General features: G+C 68.0%; 7 protein-coding genes. All 7 read right to left on the reverse strand.

Annotated elements, in window-relative coordinates; genetic code table 11:
- Positions 1 to 56: 56 nt before the first annotated feature.
- From GJV82_RS17435 to pglW, 7 genes are read right to left on the reverse strand one after another with little or no spacing between them, the layout of a single operon-like run.
- A complete protein-coding gene (locus GJV82_RS17435; RefSeq protein ID WP_155100106.1) occupies positions 57 to 2,162 on the reverse strand; it encodes a DEAD/DEAH box helicase in 2,106 nt (701 codons plus the stop codon).
- A gap of 3 nt (positions 2,163 to 2,165) precedes the next feature.
- On the reverse strand, positions 2,166 to 3,506 hold the full coding sequence (gene brxD / locus GJV82_RS17440) for a BREX system ATP-binding protein BrxD (RefSeq protein WP_318657783.1): 1,341 nt from the start codon (positions 3,504 to 3,506) through the stop codon (positions 2,166 to 2,168).
- 45 nt (positions 3,507 to 3,551) lie between these two features.
- Positions 3,552 to 5,684 (reverse strand): hypothetical protein, encoded by a 2,133-nt coding sequence (locus GJV82_RS17445; protein ID WP_155100107.1) that lies wholly within the window; start codon positions 5,682 to 5,684, stop codon positions 3,552 to 3,554.
- Positions 5,684 to 8,368 carry a BREX-2 system phosphatase PglZ gene (gene pglZ / locus GJV82_RS17450; RefSeq protein WP_196217299.1) on the reverse strand — a complete coding sequence of 895 codons (2,685 nt, stop codon included), beginning with the start codon at positions 8,366 to 8,368 and terminating at the stop codon, positions 5,684 to 5,686. Before pglZ ends, GJV82_RS17445 begins: the two co-directional genes overlap by 1 nt.
- Positions 8,365 to 12,039, reverse strand: coding sequence for a hypothetical protein (locus tag GJV82_RS17455; RefSeq protein ID WP_155100109.1), 3,675 nt, complete (start codon positions 12,037 to 12,039; stop codon positions 8,365 to 8,367). Before GJV82_RS17455 ends, pglZ begins: the two co-directional genes overlap by 4 nt.
- A 24-nt stretch (positions 12,040 to 12,063) precedes the next feature.
- Complete coding sequence (gene pglX, locus GJV82_RS17460; protein WP_155100110.1) at positions 12,064 to 15,741, reverse strand: BREX-2 system adenine-specific DNA-methyltransferase PglX; 3,678 nt, start codon at positions 15,739 to 15,741, stop codon at positions 12,064 to 12,066.
- 54 nt (positions 15,742 to 15,795) lie between these two features.
- The gene (gene pglW, locus GJV82_RS17465) at positions 15,796 to 19,917 is read right to left on the reverse strand and encodes a BREX system serine/threonine kinase PglW (protein WP_155100111.1); all 4,122 of its coding nucleotides are present in this window, start codon (positions 19,915 to 19,917) and stop codon (positions 15,796 to 15,798) included.
- Positions 19,918 to 20,098: the final 181 nt, after the last annotated feature.

Below are 20,098 nucleotides of genomic sequence, written 5' to 3' on the forward strand. Positions count from 1 at the left end.
AAGCAACGGGCCCTGCCACAAAGTCTGACGCGCGACAGGGGCGCCCACGGAGATGTTCACGGCGCCCCGCGCTGGGGTCGCTCGACGACAACGCGAGCATCAGCGGATACCGAGCGCGCACCTAAACGATCGGCAAACCGCTCAGCGAGGGTCTCGAATGCGGTCGCCGCCGGCAGTGCCGCCGAGAATTTCAGCCCGTCGACCATCGCCGGGTCGACGGCGGGCGACACGGAGGTGAAGTCAATGCCATTGAGCGCGTTCAGCTTGTCCACGCCCTTCACCACCATGCAGTCGTTCTCGGACTGGCCCTCGGGCCCTCCGAGCGCTGCGCGGATCGTCTCGTTCGCCTTGAGGCCCGCCCACGTCCAGAAGCGCAGGTCCTCACCACTCCGGTGAACAATGAGCCGGTCTGGATCGACCGTCCCCTCACGTGCCTCACGAACCACGGCAAGCCGTTCCACCGCGCGCTTGGACAGCGCGACGTCCGGTGTCTCCCCCAGCAGCACGTCTCGTTGTGCGCGCATCATCTCGAACGACAGCGCGATCGAATCGCTCGACCAGCGCACGTCGCCCTGTTCCGCGGTCGGCGCGACTAGCACCTCGAAGCGTTCCCAGTCGATCTGCTGGAGTCGCCACGCGCGCCCGTTCATGAGGATCGGCGGGAGCTCACTCTTGTTCTGGTTCCAGTGCCCGTTCGGGAGGGCGAGGGGTGAGATGAACCCGATCTCCTTGTTGCCGACGACGACGCGCAGCTCGGACTCTGCGTTGAACGACGAGAGCAGTTCCATGAAGTGCCGCCGGCCGAACGCCTTCTCCGCACCCGGTCCGATCATCAGCATCCCGCCGTCGTCGATGAGGAACTCCTGATCGCGCAGATGTGCCAGTACCTCCTCCGCCGAGTCCATCAAGGGCAGGTCACCCCACCAGTCGTGGAGGGTCGATGCGCCGTAGGCGCCTTCCTGTAGCGCGAGCGCGAGCAGCTGCTGTGCCGTCAGGTGCCGAGGGTGTGGTGGCGGCGTGATCGGCTCGACGAAGCCTCGCTTCCAGAGCAGCAAGAGCCCTGCGGCTTCGAGGAGCGCGTCCTCGCTCGTCGTCAGGAACAGGGTGTTGCGCACCGTCCCCGGACGTCGCCCAGTACGCCCGAGCCTCTGCAAGAACGAGGCGACGGTCCGCGGTGCGTCGATCTGGATGACCCTGTCGAGGTCGCCGATGTCGATGCCGAGCTCGAGCGTCGATGTCGCGACGATGACGGTGTTCTGCGCTTCGGCGAACGCCTGCTCGGAGCGGCGGCGTTCCTCGGCTGACAGCGACGAGTGCGACACGAACGTCTCGACCCCGAGCTCCCGCAGCGAGAACGCGATCTTCTCGGCCATGCGCCTGGACTCGCAGAACACGAGCCGCTTCTCCCCATGGTGAAGCGCTGCGATCACCTTCGCCGCGTTCGTCTCCGAACCGACGAAGTCGAGCACGACCTCCGGCACGGGTGCGCCAGGCGGCGGCTTCTCAGAGACCACCCGCAGCTCGCGGCGGCCCACATCGGGCTCCCCACCCTGCAACCACCGGCCGATCTCCTCCGGATTGCCGACAGTGGCCGAGAGACCCACCCGCTGGATCGGATGGCCGGCGAGCCGCTCCAGGCGGGCGAGCACTCCAAGCATGTGCCAACCGCGGTCTGACGCGGCAAACGAGTGCAGCTCGTCCACAACGATCGTTCGGAGCCCGGCGAAGAACCGGCGATGGTCGACGCGTCCGGAGACGAGCATCGCTTCGAGGGACTCGGGCGTTGTCAGGAGGATGTCCGGCGGCTCGCCGAGGATCCGGCGCCGAGCGGAGTCGGCCACGTCGCCATGCCAGAGCCCGACGCGCCGCCCGAGCCAGTCTCCGTATTTCGTGATGCGCGGGTGCAGGTTGTTCAGCAGCGCGCGCAGCGGTGTCACGTACAAGACCGAGAGCCCGGTCCAGCGCTCTTCGGTCATCGAGGACAGCAGCGGGAAGACGGCCGCTTCGGTCTTGCCGCCGGCGGTGGGCGCGATCAACATGCAGTCGGCGCCGGAGCGCACCGGCTCGACGGCAGCGGCCTGTAGTGGCCGCAGACTCGGCCAGCCGAGCGAGTTGACGATGTGGTACTCGACAGCCGGGTTGAGCCCCGTTCCGGCGCCCATCGCCTACAGGTCCAGTGCGACGTCGTCCACCGACGTCGCCGCGCGCCGGTCACCTCGGGAGCGGGCCTCGATCTCCTGTGCGGTCAACTCGGTCGAGCTGACCGTGAGTTGGTAGTCCCGCCGCGGGTCGAAGTCGGGGAACTGGTCGACGCGGTCGAGCACGTCTGAGACGAGCTTCTTGAGGAAGATGCGCGGTGCGACACCGGTCTTGCCGCCGAGTTCTCCACCGACGGCCGCGGCAAGTGCGGCCACATAGGCGTCGTCAACGACTGCATGCAGCCGGTCGGAGTTCTGCGAGCCCTGCGCGTAGATGTCGCGGATGCGGGACCCGAGCTCAACCAGCGTCGACTGGGTGAACCCGCTGAGCCGGATCTGTGTCGCACGCGGATTGTCGAACCGGGCGTCGGTCGAGAAATCGGTCTGGAGACGCTGCGCGAGCGGTGCTAGTCGCTGGACGCCTTGCTGGCCGTCGTAGAACGCAGGTGTTCCCGTCATAAGCAGGTACAGCCCGGGGAAGCGACCGGAGTCGACCTCGTCCATTAGCTGCCGCAACGCGTTGAGCGACTTCTCACGGACGTCCGAGCGCATGCGCTGCAGCGTCTCCACCTCGTCGAGCACCAGCACGAGGCCGGAGTAGTCCGAGTCACGAAGCACGGTGAGCAAGCCCTGCAGGAATCCCAGTGCACCGAAGTGGTCCAGGTTGCTCTTCACGCCTGCCGCCCGCTTCACGGCCGCTGACACGTTGGGTTGGCCGCCGAGCCAAGCGAGTAGTCCGTCGGCATCCGCGTGGCGACCTCTGGCGACCATGTCGCGGTATGCGCGTAAGGCCATCGCGAACGCCGGTGCTTCCTTGGAGACACCGGCGAGCCGGCTCTCCAGAAGTTCGTTCGTCCGACGCTGGATCGTGTGCCGGTCCGCAATTACGCCTTGCGCGGCGTCCTGTTCCAGGACGTAGAACCAGCCGTTGACGACGTCGCTGAAAGCGCCGCTCGAGACGCCGGGGGTGGCGAGGGATTCGATGATGCGTCGATAGACCTTCTCAAGCTTGTGCAGCGGAGTCTCGGTGTCGGAGATCTGCACCTCCGCCGTGGCGAAGTTGGCCTGCTTGGCGCGCTCGGTCAGCCACCGCGCGAAGAAGGTCTTCCCGGAACCGTACTCGCCGCGGACGGCTTTGAACTGTGAGCCGCCGTCGCGGACGGTCTGGAGCTCGTCGTCGATCGCGGTGGTGAATTTGTCCAGGCCGACCGCCATGACGTCGAGGCCTTGCTGTGGCACGGTTCCGCGGCGTAGGGCATCCACGATCTCCCGACGACGTCGCGGGCTGACCTCCACCGTGCTGCTCACGAACCGCTACCTCCTCGCATCACGAACTTGCCGTTCGGGATTCTGTCATCCAAGCCCGAACTGGACGCGGAGCAACGACAGGTCGACGCGAACGACTCCCTCACCCTCTGCAACCTCCACGACCTCGTACCCGTCGACGTTCAGGAGTCTCCGCAGGACCGGCAGCCTCATGCGTGCACCGGCCTCGGAGGTGCCGAGGGTGGACACGAATGACATCCACGGGATGGTTCCCCGGTAGTCCTCCGCAGCCCGGATGACGCGTCGAACGAAGTCCCCGTCGGGTGCGTGCCGCCCGACCGCAGCCCGCTGCTCGTGGAACCGGGCAGAGTCGAGCAAGCGGTCAGCGAGCGGAACGTCATGGGCAGCATCTGGCGGTGCCGGTGCAACCTCCCGCCCCTGAATTCCATCGGGCTCCGTGTCGCGGGCCTGGCTCGGCTCATGCCGCGCGCCAAACACCGCGGTGGCTTCGGGCTCACCGACGTTGAGCGCATCGAGTGCGTCGGACGGCGACACGTCCGCGTCCTGACCAGTCTCCGCGTCGGCGTCACGGCTCGGAGCCTGCTCGGCGAGTTCAGATTCGGCGATCAGGATGACGGGTCTGCGCCAGATGAGAGCTTCCAGGTCGGGCGTCTGTTCGGGGCAGACGATGAGTCCTCGGACGGCGCCTGTCTCCTCGACCGCTTCGATGAGGGCGCGTACGTCCGCGGCTCCCGGTGCACGGGACGAGCAGTCCATCGCAAGGTAAGTCCCACCGACGAACGGTCGGTCGTCGCGCAGCGTACAGACGTCAGGTACGCCGGGGAGAGAGGAACGGCCCTCCACGACGGCGCCGATCGCGGCGGCCAGGTCCGCGACCGCGTCTTTCACAACCGCAGCAGACTGGGTTAGCTCATCCTCGGGTTCGTCTTGGATCTGCGCTTCAGGGATCGGGTCAGGCTCCGCCTCTGGCTTTGGCTCTGAGTTCGAAGCGTCGGTCGGCGCCTCCGACGCCGAGCCGGTCCAGGCTGGCGCGAGGAACAACGTCTTCGTCACCGCTGGCGCGGGCGTCGCCGGAGTGGTCGGCCGCGCAACAACTGTTTCTGCTACCTGGCTGACATGCTCAGCAGATCGGAGTTCCCTCCGGTGCTGCTCGAATCGGTGCAGAGCCGCGGCACGGACGAAGCCGACCGGGTGCTTCAAGTACGAGTCGTAGTTCCCATCCGCGCCGGCGGCATCAGGACCTTTACGTGCTGCACGAAGATCCCTTGCGAGAGCCAGTCGGACGGACTCGGCCTTGACCGCCCATCGACGCAGGTCCTGTGCACTCAACGGACCTACGACGTTCTCGCGCGGGAGGTACTTGACCACCTCACGGACCGCGGACTCGAGCCTGTCCAGCGGCCCGGAGTTTCGGATGAGCCACTCGCGTGCCAACGAGAGGTCGCCAACGGAGGGACCAACGGGATCGCGGCTGATCGCGACTTCGAGCTGTCCGATCAGCAGCACGCGGTCAACTCGGCTGATGTGACCGACATGAAGTCGCATTTGCGGTGCGATCGGAGGGAAGCTCTTCTTGCAGACGGGGCAGAGCACCCGCACGCTGTGGCCCTGCGCTCGCAGCATGTCGTGCTTGAGCCACCCCGGCACGGAATCGTCGACATCGGCACTGCCGAGTGCTTCACGCTGCGCCCGCCGCAGGTTGGTGAGCGTGGCCAGCGCTGCGGCTTGCACGAACGATGCAGGGTGCGCCGACAGGCTGACGAGCTCGTCGTGGGGCGTGTCCTCGCTTGAGGCGCGCTCATACAGGCGAGCAAGGCGACGACGTTCGGTTTCCGCTTCTGTGGCGATGTCCCATGGGTCGGCATCCGCAGCGAGTTCCTGACCCACGATGATCTCGTGGGCGACGCTACGGTCAACGTCGCTGAGTCCTTGGTGGTCGAGCCACTCCACGACGTCGTCGACGTCTGATCCTTCGCCAACAACGGCCAGTTGTCCGCGGAACAGCAGTCGGTCAACGGCGTCCAGGTGGCTCCAGTGCTGCGCGACGTCCAGTAATTCGCTGTCGCCATTCGGGCCACATGCCGGGCACACGAAGTGTGAAACGCCGTCACGTGCGATGACGAGCAGTTTCGTGAGCCATGCCGGGGCTCCGGCCGGCGCCTTGCTCTCGGCGTTGGCCTCCAGGGTCGAGTGCGGCACTATGCGACCCCGAACTGTTCACGCAGCGTTGGCTCGTCGAGCCTGACCCACTCGCCACCATCGACGACCTCAAGGACGCCGTACGCGTCAACGTTGAGGACTCGCTTGATCGCCACGAGCGCGGGGTCCACGGTGACCGATGGCACACCGAGCACCCGCGCGATCGTCTCTCGGTGGGCGCGCCCGCCCTTCTCGATGAGCGCCCGCAGCACACCGGCGACCTGTTCATCGCTCGCAGCACGGCGGCCAGCACGCTGCTTTTGCACCGCGTAGACGTCAGATGCGAGCACTGCGTCGGCCAGGTCGCCGGTCCCCGCAGCGTCCGGCGTGTCCGTGATCACGACGTCGAAGAGTCCGTCTCCGGTCGGCTCGCTGATGTCGACGCGCTTGGCACGCTTCTTCTGCTTCATCGGCTTCGCGGCTGCGAGCGGCACGGCGGAACGCGTCGGCTCGTTCCACCACCCCGGCGCCTGTGGCGGGGCGGGGATCCAGCCAGGTGCGACGGCGCTGGTGAGGTGCGCGGGGCGCAGCACGATGACCGGGACGGTGATCTCGGCCAGGCTCGCTCCTCCGTGGTACCCGGGATAGCGGGGTCCGTAATGGGCGTCCTCTCGCCAGAGCATCACGGCGCGGCCGTCGTCCGTCAGCACCCGTGGACCCTCGACCAGAACTTCGCCGTCAGCGACCGGCCCCGACCCCACCGGGCGCCAGCGCGCGGACGCCCCGGGCACGCTCAGTGCCTCGGTCGAGCGTTCGACGACATGGCCGTGGTCGGCAGTGAGGATCACCGTGCGTCCGGCGCCAGCGGCCTGGACCAGGAGTGCGCGCAGCGGCGCGAGGCGTTCGATGGTCCAATGGACGCCGCTGGTGTCCTGCTTGTGCAGGGTGTCGTCGATGGCGTTGAGAACAACGCCGACCACGGGGCGAGTGGCCGTGCCGGCAATCGCGGCGTAGACGGCGGGCGGGAGCTGTGCGCCGGCGTCAGCACGCAGGTCGTCCTTGTGGAACAGCGGCGCATTAGCGAAGACCGACGCGAAGCCCTTCTTCTCCGTCGCCGCCGCCCCCTTGGTCAGCAAGCCCGTCAGCAGCGAGGCGCGGGACAGCTCGGTCAGCGAGGGAAGCACCGCCACGGCACCGACACGTCGCCCGTACCCGGGAACCCATTCCACCAGGCCGAGCTCGGTCGCTGCCTCGGCGACCTCGGTGGCGACGGCGGTGCTCATGCCGTCGAGCACCACGACGAGCACGCCGCCGCTCGCCCACGGCTTGGCCACCTGCGCGAGGAGATCCTCGACAGGAACTGCCCCGTCGAGCGGAACTGGCGCCGCGGTGTGCGCGGCGAGCTGGGTCGCGGCCACGCGGTCGCGCTGATTGCGGCGGGCCTGGACCCGACCCACCAGCTCGGCGTACTGCGCGGCGAGCTCGGGATCGTCTGACGCGTTCCATAGGTGCGCGATTGCCCGGTCGACCCACGCCCCGTCGTCGACCTGCGCCCGCAGCGAGGCGGACAACGTCCCGGCGGGTTCCTCGCGGGTCTCCAGCCACCGGGTCAGGCGCACGGCCATCCGGGCGGTCACGACGTCGGCGCGGCCGGGCAGCGCGAGCGCGTGCTGGAGGACGACGTCGAGCGCGGCTTCAGCATTCGCGGCCCCGAGGGCGAGCGACCTGCCCAGTGAGCGCAGCCGCGCGCGTAGCCCAGCGGGGAGCAGCTCGGACGCGGCGGCGCCGTCGGCCCAGCCCAGGTCGGCAAGCAACGCTTCGGCCTGGGCCAGGACGTTGCGCGCACCGTCGGGGTCGGAGAGCACGCGCCTCACCGCGGAAACGCGTGAGGCGTCGGCGATCGTCCGCGCCGGCTCAGCCGTCAACCCGTGGCTCGCCCCCAGGTATCGGTCCATCAGCCGGGCCTGTGCCAAGCCGCGCTCCACGGCGGACTCAGTGACGTTCCACAGCACGTCAACGGCGAGTCCGACGGCGAGAGGCGCGACGTTCCGCCCGCTCGCCCCAGCCTGGAGGGCGAATCCGACTGCCGGCCCGACGGCGTCGCTCGCCCACGCGATGAGGTGGTTGCGCAGCACCGTGTCGACGGCGTTCCAGCGCTGCCGAGCATCGGGCTCCCCGAGGACGCCGAGCACGAGGTCTGCATCGAGCTGCTCGGGGATCGCAAGACCCAGGAGTGACGCGATGAGGTTCTCTAGCGCCCAGGACGCGCTCACCTCCGGCCCTGGCGAGGCGGGCCAGCCGACAGCCGGAGCATGCGAAAGAAGCGCGTTCGGCACCCACGTGCCAACTCTCCGCAGCTCGCGGCTGACGTTCCGAGCGCCGTAAAGCGCAGGGACTGCGTTCCACACGTCGGGCAGTTCCACGTCACGCCGCCACGCACGGAGCAGAACTGCATCCCCGAGATCCTGCCGCGAACGGTCTGTGAGCACGACGAGGAAGTCGCCGTCGGGCAGCTCGGCGTAGGCGTCAAGAATCGCGAGCTGCGAGATCCCGGCGCGCACGTGCACCGTGCGGTTGTTGTCATGCGGGTCGCGCACGACAAACGACCGCTCGCCGTCCCACTGTGGACGCGCGTGGATGAGCAGCACGCGAGCGCCGCGCCCGTCGCGCACGAGTGCCTGGGCACGCTGTTTGACGTAGCCGGGCTCAAGCACGGCCGCGGCCGAGGTGGTGGGGGCGCTCACTCCCACCGCCAGGTCACACGCAGCTTCTTGCCCGGCCTCTTCTTGGCGAACGCAGCCCGCAGGTCGCGAGTCACGCCGTCGAGGGTGTGTTCGTCTTCGATCACAAGATCGACGGCGTCGGGGTCGGTGATCGGCGGTGTGACGGACGGCGAGGGAGTCGCCGGGGGCTGCGGAGCAGGCCCAGGCACGGGTGCCGGCCCGGGAACGCGCAGCAGTGCGATCACGGCTCGCGTCGCCGTCTCCAGCGCGGGCGCGAGTGCTGCGTGCAGCTCGTCCGCGGTCGACACCTTGTGCAACGCACCGCGGATGTCACGGTCTCGGTCGTCGTCGAAGGTGCCAAGCTGGTTCAGCAGGTCCCACTGTGCACCGGCGAGCTTGGGCGCGACCGTGTGAGCCGTGCTCAGCGACTTCGCCAGCGCCTGCGGTTCGGCCGGAAGGTCGAAACTCCCGAACGTCTCCACGACCTGCGTCGGCCCCTCGGTCCGCGCAAGCAGGTCCACGAGGTCCAGTCCGCGACGAGCGGTCTCCAACCGCCCGTCCGGAAGCCCGTCCAGCCCTAGCGCCGGTGCGTGCTGCTCCAGCTGCGCCACCAACTCCCGAGCACTCGCACGCAGCCCGTCAGACCTCGCCTTGAGCGCGCTGGCAAGCCGCCCCACCGACGCCGTGTTCCGATAGTGCTCGGGGGTGATCCCGAAGACCACCTGTCCCCGCTGCACCGCGGCCATCCACAGCGCCTCGTCCGGCAGCACCGACGCGCGCAGGCTCGTGTCGTCGCTGAGCCCACCGATCGCCGGCTCCCCAGTCGGCGCGCCGTACCGAACGAACTGCCGGTCGGCCAGTGCCGCCCAGGCGAGGATGAGCAGGTCCTGCACATCCTTCGTCATCCCGTACGGCTCGAGCTTCTCGCGCAGAAACCCGACCGTGACGTCGTCCGACGCGGCCGCGGCCCACTGCGTGAAGTTCTTCAGCCAGCCGAAGTTGGCGTTGTTGAGCGTGTAGTGGTTCTCGTGCATCTCCCCCACACGCAACGCTGAGGTGACGCGGCGAATCTGCGTGGCACGAGCCTTCTCGATGCCCTCGGCACGCCCGCCGCCCGACGCCGCACGGCGCACCTGCTCCAGCGTCCAGGTGAGCTGGTTGCGGGTGACCTCGACGTCGCTCGGCTCGAACTTCGGATGCTCTGGGTATTGCTGGTCCAGCGCCTGGGCGAGGACGTCGTTGAGCCCGCCGAGCATGGTGGTCGCCTGGGGAGTGCGCGGGTGGAAACCCGGCACGAGCGTGGTGAACGTGTCCCCGGGGTTGACCTCGCGCCCGATGGTGCCTTCGACGCCGGTGGTGACGTTGTACGCCTGGCGCAGCGCGCTCCGGAGCTGCTCGGTGAGGTTCTTGCGCTGGTTGTCGAGCTGGATGCGGGCAGGCTCACGGTCTGCCAGTGGCAGGTGCTCGGAGTGTGCGGCGAACCGGTCACCGGTGAGCACGTAGTCGAGCAGCACCAGTTTGCCGACGTCGTCCATCCTCGCCTCGGAGAGGTGGTGCGGCGACCACGCGATGGTGTTGGAGACCAGGCCCAGCTCCTCCAGGGTGCGGTACATGCGGATGACGTCGTCCTGCGGGCCGTGCTCGGCCGAGTCGTCGAACGGGTAGTCAATGGCGACCTTCCACCGCCCGTTCGCGGCGACGAGCGCCTGGTCGGAGAGCACGTTCTCGTCACGGATGTTGCCGAACACGAGGTCGACGGTGTGCTTGGCGCCGCGCCACACGTGCGTGTGCTGGATGTCGGAGACCAGCCCGCCGGACTGCTTCACCCCGAACTCGTCGAGGAGCAACTCCTTGATGAGCCTGCGCCGGTTGTTCGGCGTGTCCTCGACCCGCACCAGGTCGAGCACGGAGTCGTAGTCGACGCCGGTGAGCTGGATGGAGATGAGCGGGTCCGGCCCGGTGCCGATTGTTACCTCGCCGAACTCCTTGGCCCAGTCGCGCACCCAGCCGAGCACCTGCTGTGCCTCGGCGCCGGGGATGAAGGACACGACCGTACCAAAGTTCAACGCCGCCAGTTTGGACGCGTTGAGGTTCTTCAGCGACACCGCGTTCGGGGCGATCTCGGCAACGAGCAGGGTCTTGGCCAGGCGGTCCTCGGTGTGGAACGCGTGCGTGCGCGGCAGCCCCTGAGCCTGGGCGTCGGTGAGGTTGTGCTTGGCCAGCAGGTAGGGGCGCAGCTTGCGTGTGTAGAACGCCTCGGCATTGGCGAAGCGCACCTTCATCGCGTCCGTCAGCGGCTTGGCGTCGCCCAGCACGACGACGTCGAACAGGTCGCCGACCGGGATCACGTCGCGTACCAGCAGCTCGGCGCGGCCCGAGGCGAGCAGCTCGCTCATGAGCTTCAGCGCCGTGCGCTCACGCTGCATCAGTGAGGAGAGCGCGATCATCGCGTCGACCAGCGCCGGGGAGAACGGGTACACCCGGGCGAAGTCGACCTCGCCCGAACCGGCTTCGTCGTCCAGTAGGTACTTCCACGCCGCCGGGTTGGCCTTCACCTGCGCCACCGCCGCGGCGAGCGACGCAGCTCCGAGTTCCGACGACGGGGCGAGGAGGCGCTTCTGCACGATCTGAGGCAGGTCGGCGGCCTTGAGTTCGAGCTTGTCGAACCGGTCCTCCCACCACTGGAACGACTGGCCAAGCGAGACCTGCTCCGCCCCGACGGCCGATCCGCCGAGGAAGTCCTTGAGGTCGCGCTGGCGGGCGACGAACGAGATGAGTGGCACCGGCAGGTGCCCCATCTCGGACTCGACGAGCTTGGCCACCTTGGAAGTCTCGGACTGGATGAACGTCATGTCCCCCAGGTGCTGGCCGAGCCACAGCACCAGCTCGTCGAGGAACAGCACGATGCCGTCGTAGCCAAGTTCCTTGGCGTGCTCGGTCATCGCGCGCAGGCCCTGGGAGATCTCCAGCCACTCACCGGAGGCGACGGAGGCGCCGAAGTAGTTCTCCACCAGCGCGCGCACCACGCGCTGCCGGTCGGGGCTGCCGGCAGGCTGGGCGATCGCGGCCAGGTAGGTGTCGAGGGTGTACGACGACGCCGCACGCTTGCCCCACTTCGAAGCGCCCGTGCCTCCGGAGCCGAGGCCGGCCAGGAACTGCTCGTCACCGAGCTTGGCCCGCAGGTTCTCCGCGTCGCGGATGATCGCGTCGGAGTTGTGCAGCACTGGCAGCGGCGCGTCCGGATGCACCTCACGCACCTGGGCCAAGTACCCGGTGAACAGGGCCTCCTCGAACGACTTCTTGCCCAACAGGTGGTAGTCGACCGCCAGGTACTTCTTGCCCAGCACTGCCTCGTACTTCGAGACCACCGCCTGCAGGCCCGGCAGCTTGCGAGCGCTCACGCTGCCGCTGAGCAGCAGGTGGAGCACCGCCATGAAGTGCGACTTACCCGAACCGAACGACCCGTGGATGAATGCGCCCTTGGAGGAGGACCCCAGCACCGCTGACTGCACCAGCCCGAGCGCGTCATCGAACGACTTCGCGATCGCCTCGGTGACGACGTACTCGTCGAGGGTGCGCTCGGCCGCGGTGACGCCGCGGTGCAGCTGCAGCACGAAGTCGTCTGCGTGCACCTGCTCTGGGATCGCGATCGCATCGCGCAGCGGAAGCTGCAGGTCGGGGGTGACGGTCATCTTCTTATCTTTCTCCCGTACGAACTACTGCGCGGCCTTGGCCCTGCGCCCACGCGTCGGCGCGGGCGGGCGCCACGCATTCAACTCGTCTCTGGTGACATTCAGGCTCGCCGCGAACGCGTCGACTGCGCCCCGAATCGCCTGCGCCGGGCTCTGCCCGAAGCGCGGGTCGATCTCCCCATGCCACTGATCCAGCCAAGGCTCCAGCTCCACCAGGCCCGCGACCAGAGGCTTGAGCTGCTCCGGCTCCGCGCCAAGCCCGAACTGCCGCTGGAACTCGCCCGCCAGCGCCTGGGCCTGCTCGGCGTGGTTCCAGCCCGTCCAACCGATCACCGGGGTGCTGTCGCCAGGGCGCACGACGCCGGGGTAGGCGATGAACCGTTCCTTCGGCACGTCGAGCTTGCCGCGGTGCTGCCACACCCCGGGTCGGAAGTCGGTCGGCGCATACTTCGGCGGCACCGGGATCGAGACCTTCTCCCCCGCGTCTTCACGACGCTGCAACTCCCACACCCTCTGCCACTCGCGGTACTTCTCGACGCCGGACTCCTTGTACCGCTGCGCGGCCAGGTACGGGACGGGCCGGTCCTTCAGCAGGTCAACCAGCACCTTGGCGAGGTCGATCTCCGGAGAGCCGGCGAGCACCTGGGCGCACTGCACCAGGAAGTCGTCCGAACGGACTGCGTCCGCCAGCTCGCCGATCGACCGCGGGAGCGGCTGACCATTCCGGTCGAACCACAGGTCGCGGAACTCCAACCGATCGAGGATCGCCTCCATTAAGGCCTGACGCTGCAGCGCGTCCCAGCCAGCAGTGGCCCAGCGCCGCTTGAACTCCGGCTTCTCCAGGAGTCGGATGGACGTGTTCGTCGCGATGATGTCGAGGCGACGCCGCACGAGCGCTCGATAACGTTCGTCCCAGTCATTCGGAATCTCAAGTACCCTGGGGAACTGGTGGCGCTGTCCGCTTCTCGGGTCCTCGTAGTCAAACCATGCCGTGCTTGAAGCATCAGTATCATTCCGCGCGAGGAGAATGGCGAACGCACGCTCGGACGGTCCTATCGTGGCCCGCGACGTTTCGGCGACTGCGGCCGTCATGTCTTGCTCAATTAGGCCGTACAAACGATAGGTCTCCCAATCCAGTTCCTCCTGTTCGAACACGAGCCGCTCCCTCAGCCGAGACCACTCCGCTGCGGCCGCAGTAAGGGCAGGCATGACCGGCTCCCCGCTAGCTGCCAGCCGAGCGAGGACTGCAGACGGGGCGGCGGCTTCAAGCGACCGAGAAAGTTCATCAAGCACGCGGGCTCGCTCTCCAGGAAATTGCTTCGGAAGCGGGACCTTCCCAACATTCGTTGCGTTGAACTGATAGGTACGAATCCACGGGACGTCGGCGTCTCCGCCCTTCTTCTGAACCACTTGCTTGAGCCAAAAGCACGCCACTGACGAGTTGAGAACGCCGAGCAGGTCGAGGTGATCTTGCTCCGTGGCGTTAGCCGCCAATTTGATCACGGGAGCCGTCTGCTTGAAGACCTTTCCGCCGCGATCGAGCACGAAGTGGTTGTGGGTAGCGACTTCCGCGAACGTAATCGACATCGGGGTCATATAGCGCTCACGCACCCAGCGATACCAGGTCCACCAGGCTCCACCGGCATCCTTGATAGTCTCGCCGCCAAAGCCGGTCGTTCCTTCGAGAACCCTGCGGAATCGCCACAGGTGGCGCGCCCACGAGGCTGATTCGTCTAGGTCGAGAGGACTCTGCTCGTCATCGTAAGGGGTGAGCGCTACCTCCTCAGGAGCGATGCCCCAATCGCGAACGAGTTCGCCAAGAACGAGCTGGCGGCCCAAACCTTGCCGATCTCCGTCGCGCTTGAACCACGCGTCTCCCAAGAAGAACGGCTCATCGTTCCCAGGAAAGCTCGCGAACCCAATCTCCATCGAAAGTCGCTGACGGAGCCGCTCCTGCATTGACTCGAGGACCTCGAAGACGTCTCCCGCGCCACCGCCCGAAAGGGACCAAGGGAACGTCGAGAGGACTCTGCGGTCGAGGTCGGTAACAGTGACATAGGTGCCATCGAACTCGCCGCCATTAAGGTGCGTGACGATTTCGGCCCAAACCGGCCCGTTCTCAGGGTCCGGCCGCTTTCCAGGATCGTCCGTGACACCCAAGACCGTCCGAACTACGGGGGCAACGGGCCGACGTCTGCGACCGACGAGAATGACAGTTGGGGTGCCGTCAAAGTTGTGGCCGGGCATCCATGCACCGGAACTGTCAATTACATGGGTGAGATCCACGGGATTTTCCGTAGCCAGAGTGGCATCCGCGCCAGCGAAGAGGTTCTCGATGAGCTTCTTCCCGAATTCACGCTTCATGAAGGAATTCGACGTGATCTGTCCAGCAAACCCCGCGGGCTTGTCAGCGCTGCCGCGGATGGCAAGACGGAAGAACAGCTCGGCGAACGGCACGCTCAGCGCGTACTTGCCGGCAGTCGTCTTGTACGCACTGCGGTACGCGTCGCTGAGAGCCTTGTCCTTGACCGTGATGTACGGCGGGTTGCCCACCACGACGTGGTACTGCCCAGGGGTGAGGATGCCCTGGTACTCGGATAGGTCTTCGGCGTCGTATTGGAATCCCACTTCGTTGGTGTCGGCGTTGAGACCGTCGCCGAGGTCGAGCAGCCCGTCGAGGTCGAGGTCTCCCTGGGTGCCCTGCTCGCCGAGGAGCGAGTCGCCCACGGCAAGGTGAAACTCGAATGCCGGCGCGTCCACCAGGGACCGCAGCCCGGCGGCCTTCAGCCCGGCCACGGTGAGCCGGAATCGCGCGATCGCCACGGCGAACGGGTTGATGTCGACTCCGTGGATCGAGTCCATTGCCTTCTGGACGCGCTCTCGCACATCGGCCCCCGGCTCCTGTTCTGCCCACAGCCGGTTGAGCCGCTCGAACGCGCCGAGCAGGAAGTGCCCGGACCCGCAGGTGGGGTCGATGAGCTTCAGCCCAGCGAGCCCGAACTCCTCGATCGCCGGGGTGAGCGTGAGGTCGAGGATGAACTCCTCGACGAAGTCTGGAGTCTGGAGCAGCGCGTACGTCTTCTTCGCATGCTCGGACAGGTCTTGGTAGAGGTCGCCGAGGAATCGCGTCCCCAGGTCGGGGTCGGTGAAGTCGTGCACGTTCTCGCCGTCGGGCGTGGTGCGGCGCCAGAAGGCGGCGAGCCCGTCAGCAGCATGCGCGGAGATGGGAGCCTTCCACACGAGCGAGTGGTTCGGGTCGACCAGGGCTCGCCCGGCGGGTTGGGCGGCGAGAACGCCGAACGCCTGCTGCATCCAGTCGCGGCGGTTCGCAGACGGCTGCGCGCGGAAGAACTCGTTCTCGTACTCCACCGCCCGGGCGGTTCGCTCCCCCGGTCCAGCCAGCCACAGCGTCGGGACCTGGCGTCCCTCAGCGTCGCGAGCACCGTCGAGCAAGTGGTTGTCCTCGCAGAACCGGATGAACGTCGTCGCGACGAGCCACGCGACCGCGGCCTGGTCGACCTCGCCGTCACGCCAGGTCACCCAGGCGTACCCGGTGCGGCCCTTGTCCAGCGCGCGCTGGTGCTGCTGCTTGAGCCGCTGCCCCCACGCGCTGGCTGGGTCCTCCGCCCGCTCGCGCAGATCCGCCTGCAGCACCTTGAGCTGCTGCTTCAGATCGGTGAGAAGGGCTTGCGAGTTGATCAACGAAGGGCTCCGGTTTCAGGGTCCTGGACGGTAGTTCGACAGGCTCAGCCACCGCTACGCGGCGACCGATACGAGGTTGAGATCGGGTGGGAGGTCGAGCACGCCGGACGGTCCGAGCGGGACGGGCTTGCCTTCCAGCATCGGGACCGCGGTGGACTTGTCGCGCGCGACGAGCAGCCAGCGGGCGGCCGGCTTTGCGACGGCGGTGTCGCTCAGCTCCGAGAGCTTGCCCTCCAGCCCATACCGCGCGAGCGGTCCGGCGTTGACGATGACCAGCGGTCGCGTGGACGCCAGTGCGGCGTCCCAGCGCGGGGCGAGCGCCTCGCGAACGAGGTCGGTGAGCTGCTGCCAGTCGAACGACGTCCGATCGGATGCGTCTGCTTCCAGGACGACGTCCCACGGTATCTCGTCGCGCTCGGCGAGCTCGCGCGTGGCATCGATGACCAGCCGGGCCACATCGACAACCTGCACACCGTACAGCGACGTCAGGGTCGTTGCGGCCTGCTGGTACTTCTGCGGGACGATCCCGACGGTCAGCGCGGAGTTCGCCTTGAGCGACGCGCGCAGTGACTTGTCGACGTCCGACCGTTGCACCCCGCCGAACTGGGTCAGGTAGGTCGAGCCGGTACGCGACGCTGCTGTGGTGTCCTTGAGCGCGTACCGCGTGCCGTCCCATGACATGCCGGGGAGCGGCCTGGCGACGAGCGCGTCGAGCTTCGGGTGGTCGGGGACCGTCTCGACCAGGTCCGGGAAGCGCGCGAACACCCGCTGACGGACGAGCTGTTCCGTGATAGCCCGTCCGGGCCGCCCACGCAGCGCGTGATCGATCGCATCGGCGACCGGCAGCTTCTTCGGGTACAGCTCACCGAGGCTCGACACAGCCGCCGTCACGGAGGTCGCGGCGGCCAGGCGCACGAGCCGCTCGTCGGAGATGTCGATGCCGGGGGTGAGCAGCTCGCGCAGCGCAGAACGAGAGTGCGAGGTGGTGACCACTCCCCCGCTCACGAGGTCGTCAGCCCTGCGCCCCAGAGCGGCGGCCAGGTCGGTGAGCAGGTCGGCGGCTGGACCGGTTGCCCCGGTCTCGGCGGGGTCGGCGACGTCGGTGAGGGCGACGATCGGGTCGCCGTCGGCACGGCGGCGCACGCTTAGACGCGGCTCGTCCTGCTGCTCTTCGACCTCGACCAGGGCACGGATGAGTGCGGCGGCGTACCGCAGCCGCTCGGCGCCTTCGAGCTGCGAGCCCTGCTGGGTGGCGACCGCTGCCGCGGCCTCCCGCAGAGTCATGACTCGTCCCTCGCGCGCGAGTGCCTCCAGGAGCGGAGCCGTCGCCCGTTGCACGGCGTCACGCTTGGCCCAGCGGCGGATAGCCCGGTCGATCGCGTCGTACGCGGCGGACCGGGCGACACCAGCCGTGGTGGCAGCGTCACCGACGGTGGGCCACGTCATTGCCCCGGTCGCCTCGTCTCGCACACCGAGGAGCGCGGCGATGATCGGCTCGTCGGCGGCCGAGCTCTTCGGCACGCTCAGCAGAGTCTTGACGATCCCTTCGATGCCGCGCCCGACCTCGACGTCGTCGACAGTCGTCGGCGTGGACAGCCGAGCACGCCATTGCCGGACGCGAGCCTGGATCTCCTTGCGGTACTTTTCCCCCAGGCCCGGGATGGAGTTGATCTGGGTGGGCGGGGTGCCGAGCAGGTCACCCACGGTCAGCGCTTCGAGCCGGCCGAGCCCCGAGAGGGCCCGAGCGCTGAGCCCCGCGTCGGCCAGCGAGGTCGCGAGCGTCGCAGCCTCCGCCTTGGCGTCGTCGGCCTCGGCGTCGGCACTGGTGGCGTCGAGCGTGGCGAACGCCTGCTGCCATGCCTCGGCGAGATCGGCGACGTGCGTGAAGCGGTCCTTCGCGTTCGGTGCGAGCGCGCGACGGAAGAACGCAACCATCGGCTCGGCGATCGACGCCTCGAAAGCCTGCGGCACCACCACCGGCGCCTCGTCGGCGGTCAGCGGCGCCTCACCGCCGTCGGGCCACCACGGCAGACTCGCCGTCGCCATCTCGAACAGGGTCACCGAGACCGCCCACAGCTCCGCGGCACGGTCGTACTGACGGCGCGCACCCCGCCCGAGGTAGGGGTCGGTGTACCCGCCGGTGCCGGAAGAGATGTTCTCCAGCGGCTCACGGGCCAGCGACAGGTCGAACAGGGTCAGGCGCCGCTTGCGTGTGCCCGGGTCCTCGCCGATGCCGAGGTTGGCCGGCTTGATGTCGCGGTGGAACACCCCGCGCGAGTCCAGGTGCGCGACCGCCTCGAGCAGGTCCCGGCCGTACCCTTCAAGCTGTTCGATGGTGGCCCGCCCCTCCTGGGAGATGCGGTCGGCCAGGGTCAGCGGGCCGGCATCCGACAGCACCAGCGCGGTGCGGTCGGACTCCAGCGTCACCGGGTCGTCGAGGAGCCTGACCACGCGAGGGCTGTCCAGGCCGCCCAGGACCTCGGCCTCGACCTTCAGGCGGCGGGCCGCGGACTCGTTGCGGGCGATCTTGAGGATGACCGGCTTGTCGTCGTCCGCCGCCGTGTCTACCACAACCAGCGCGGTGCCGGTCGAGCCCTCACCACGCCGGGACTGCACGATGAACCGGTCCGACAGCACGTCGTCGGGCTGGGCGTCTACGGGGTCGATCGGCGAGGATGGCTCGACCTGCGGGAGCCGGTCCGCCTTGCCCGCCTCCTCAAGCCTGGCCAGAAACTCGGCGATCGACGCCGTGCGCTCGGCCTCGACGGTCGCCGTGGCGGCGCGGATCACCTCGGCGTACGCGTCGGGCAGGTCCGCCTGGACGGCACTCGGATCCAGGCCGCCCTGGGCGAACTTCTGCTCCAGCTCCGGGAAACTCTGCGCCGGCGGTTGACCGGTCAGGATCAGGTGGGCGAGCACGCCCAGGCCGTACACGTCCAGCGGGATGCTCGGCACGTCCGCGATGCCGCGCAGCGACTCTGGCGCCAGGTAGAACCAGTCCTCCTGCCCGACCGCCGACCGGACGTCCTCGACACCCTGGGACAGGACCGTCTGCGTCGACGTGGCCGATGTCGTCGAGCGCGACCGTTGCCCGGCATACCAGTCGCGGATCGTCAGGCGGACGTGGTCGCCGTCGGGCGTGGCCCAGACGCGCTGCGGGGCGAGCGCGCGATGCGCGAGGCGGCGGTTGTGCGCGTAGCGGAGGATCTCGCCGAGCTGACGGACAAGCGCGACACGTTCGTCGAACGTCAGGCTCGCGGCGTGGTGGTCGAGGTACTCGTTCAGCGGGCTTGCGTTGTCGTCGAACGGGAAGAGCAGCGCCGGGCCGGAGTCCGTGGTGAGCATGTCCAGCGGGGACTCGATGCCCTCGTGCTTGATCGATTGCGTGAGCTTCAGCTCGCGGCGGGCGGCCTGTTCGATCCGAAGCCGGTCGTCCTTGGACGCCTTCGGCGGGACGTCGTACAGGCGGAGCCTTCTCTTGTCGCCCAGGGCGGGGTGCTTGACGACGAAGTCCTGCCAGTCGGGGCCGGTGGCGACGGGGTCGGAGTCTTCGATGTCGTACTGACCTACCCGACGCTGCTTCGGGGTCGGCTTGAAACCCGCGGCCTCGCACGCCTTCCGGACGGCGTTGGCGGCGGGCAGGTCGATGCGGTGCTTGGGGTTCTCGGGCGGCTCGGCCAGGAACTCGCCCAGCGTGGGCAGGTTCGCCTTGACGTTGTAGCCGTCGAGCCGCAGCACGCCCGTCGTGGCGAGGGGGTTGAGGCTCACGACGGAGTCGCGGCCGTGAAGCACGACCAAGGCTCCGACGTACGGGAGGAACGCGTGCGGGCTCAGCTCCTTGAGCAAGCCCGACAGTCGCTTGGCCTTGTTGTCCGTGAGCAGATAGGGGTTCTTCGCCGAGCGGGTGCCGCCGGGCGTGGTCAGGTTCCAGGTCTGCTGGTTGCCCGTCAGGGTGCCGTGCCATCCCTTGAGCTCGACCACGAAGAAGCCGCGCCGGGTCAGGAGCAGCACGTCGATCTCGCCGAGGCGGCCGTTGCGGTCGATGAAGGTCAGGTTCGCCCACGCGCGCGTGAGCCCGTCGTCGTCGAGTACTTCCCTCAACTGGTCCAGGGCGGCGGCCTCGGCAGGCGATGCGGGGGCGCCCAGAACTACCCAGTTCGGGGAGTCAGCTCGCATTGTCGTCGGCCTCACGGGTGGATCGCTACCTACATGCTGTTATAAGCGAGCGTGGCCCACGACGTGCGGTTTCGCTCGTCGGGCCACGCAGCGATGACCACCTTAGCGATCGATCCCGACAGATCTGGGACGCTGAGGGTGAAATTGTCGCGCGTCAGACTTTGTGGCAGGGCCCGTTGCT

This window comes from Cellulosimicrobium composti, assembly GCF_009711085.1.
In the GTDB taxonomy this organism is placed as follows: domain Bacteria; phylum Actinomycetota; class Actinomycetes; order Actinomycetales; family Cellulomonadaceae; genus Cellulosimicrobium; species Cellulosimicrobium composti.

Bases quoted from the DNA above. Each gene is read 5' to 3' on its own strand.
- GJV82_RS17455 (WP_155100109.1), bottom strand. From the start codon at position 12,039: ATGACCGTCACCCCCGACCTGCAGCTTCCGCTGCGCGATGCGATCGCG.
- GJV82_RS17435 (WP_155100106.1), bottom strand. From the start codon at position 2,162: ATGGGCGCCGGAACGGGGCTCAACCCGGCTGTCGAGTACCACATCGTC.
- pglW (WP_155100111.1), bottom strand. From the start codon at position 19,917: ATGCGAGCTGACTCCCCGAACTGGGTAGTTCTGGGCGCCCCCGCATCG.